At 32.8% G+C, this 2356-nt stretch carries 3 protein-coding genes and 1 pseudogene; all 4 read right to left on the minus strand.

Features of this window, described 5'->3' with window-relative positions:
- Positions 1 to 1599, minus strand: a pseudogene (locus AC3DU7_RS31410) (caspase family protein); the annotation flags it as partial.
- Between the two features lie 3 nt (positions 1600 to 1602).
- A complete protein-coding gene (locus AC3DU7_RS31415; protein WP_488043152.1) occupies positions 1603 to 1794 on the minus strand; it encodes a Pepco domain-containing protein in 192 nt (63 codons plus the stop codon).
- 8 nt (positions 1795 to 1802) lie between these two features.
- The gene (locus AC3DU7_RS31420; RefSeq protein ID WP_488043153.1) at positions 1803 to 1937 is read right to left on the minus strand and encodes a hypothetical protein; all 135 of its coding nucleotides are present in this window, start codon (positions 1935 to 1937) and stop codon (positions 1803 to 1805) included.
- Positions 1938 to 2132: 195 nt separating this feature from the next.
- Positions 2133 to 2356 (minus strand): glutathionylspermidine synthase family protein (locus AC3DU7_RS31425; RefSeq protein WP_488043154.1); only part of this gene is annotated, 224 nt, incomplete at its 5' end.

Consider the following 2356-nt stretch of genomic DNA (forward strand, 5'->3'; position numbering starts at 1 on the left):
TAATTCATGCCATCGAGACTGTAACCAATCTAATAAAAGATTAGGAGAAGCATAAGCTTGAAGCTTATTCAAAATATTGCGAGTACAAGCCAAAATAATGTCAGTATATTGAACATCTAATTCATCAATATCTCCTTCCGTTGCTGGAAAATAAACCACAAAACAACCATTTTTTTGTAAATAATCTTCTAGGCGTAATAATTCTGTTGATTTACCTACACCTCGATGCCCAGTGTAAAGTTGACAGGTAGGATCATCTGAATAAATAATAGTATTACCAACTTCCTTGAAAATATTATCATCTCCCCTAACTTCACTACAATTTACATAAGCTGGATCGTGAGCAGTTAAAGGGTTAAATGGGTTAAATTTATTATATAGGAGTTTGAGGAGTTTTGTATAGTCTACATTTTTGTCAGAAAGTAATTCTACTTCATCATTTTGAGAGCTAGTTTCAATAACTTTTGCCGTGGAAAAATTTTTAAATTTTGATTCTGATGATTGAGGTTTTATGGGTTCTTCAACAGGCAAAGCATCCTCATTTTTGTCATAGATTAATTCTGTTTCATCATTTTCTAATTTTTTATCTGTTTCTTTTATCCTCAACTCAACAGCATTATTTTCTATTGATTGTTTGTTCTGTTCATTAGTATTTTGAATGGTTGTACCTAATTTTACATTTTCCTGCTTCTGCCAAATTCTTTTCAAAGCTTTTAAAGCTTTTTCATTAGCAGGGGACACTGCTAAAACACGGGTCCATAATTGTGCTGCTAATTCTAGATTACCCTCATTTTCTGCTTCTAATGCCTCTTCTCTCAGAGTAGCAATATCTTGCTCGGTTGCCTGCTTTTCCAATAAAATTAAATGATATTTACTAGCAGGTTCAACAATAGCATAAGGAGTTTGCCGAGGCTTTCTAAACTGACGATTAATATCAGGAACTTGATAACGTAAACGATTATATAATCTTTCAACAGTGGCACAATTACCTTCACCTTTAATTCTTAAAGATTCTAACAAAGCATAAGTAAAAGCACCCTGTTTTATCCTTTCATCCTCAATTTCATAAGACCTTTCATTAGGACTACAAGAAAAAATTGTAATTACTCCTTTTTGCTTTTCTTCTCCTATACCCAAACCTCTTGAACTTTCCTGACTGCGACAAGCATCCAAAAATAAAATCACATTACCTGCTCCACATCGCCTTAATCTTTATGTCACAAAATCAAGAGGAATAGCAGTTTTTTCTACTCCATCTGGATGAGGGTTAGCATCAGCAGGCATTAAATAATCTCGGTCATTAAAACGCATTCCATGACCGCTATAAAAAAACCAAAAATTATCACCTGCGGATAAAAATTCCTTGTTAAATCTTACTTGTAAAAATCTTTGAATCCTACCGTAAGTAGGCTGGGATTTAAAAGGTTTACCTGCATCATTAATTGGGGGTGAATTATCCGTAAATAAATAAACTTTCTCAAAACCCGCTTCATTGAGAAAATAATCTTGCATTAGTTCTGCATCTCTCTGAGCATATTGAAGGGTTTGCATATTATCATAATCATTAATCCCAATACAAATAGCCCAATTTTTTGCCATTTTCTAAGACTCCTTCCGTACTAATTTTAATTTAATTGCACCCTTACTTCCAGCTTTCCCACCAATGCCAAATAGAGTAACTTGACCTTCCCCATTAATTTCAACAGATAATTCAATTTCTTTTAACTGAACATTAGAAGTTTCTTGGTTTGTCTGGTCAAATACATATTCAATAACTTTGAAAAAATCAGACATTTCTCGTTTCAAATCTTCAGCTTTAACCTGAAATCTTTTTCTGGTGAATCATCATAAGTAGCTCCAGTATCTACAGATTTTTTTCCTCCAGAAGTTTCTGAAGCTATTTCATCGGCACTAATCCAAATTTTCTTGTCTTTCATAATAATAATTAAGTCTGATTCTTAAAGTTTCGGACATTTTTCAGTGGTTGCTCAGAGATAATCTCTATATTTTAACTTATTTTATTTTTAACTTTTGACTTTCCTGTTGAAAATATGCTTTATTATCTTACTCGACATGAAGCAACAAAAACTTGACATTAATTTAATTTGAAGTAAATCTCAAGATGATATTATTCATGTAAAATAATGAGGCAAAAATCTACTCAAATCTTGAGTCACAATTTCCCTATCTTCCCTCAGACAAATACCAGCAGCTTCTCCACCAATAACCCAAACACCAACCATAGGATAATAACCATCAAAACTCGGCAATTGATAAAAGGAGGAAACGCCAGAAGAATTAAAGGAAATATCTCTATTCTCTTTTCTTTTAATTGGAGTTGAGATAATTTGTCCCA

The sequence above is a fragment of the Okeania sp. genome, from assembly GCF_983059655.1.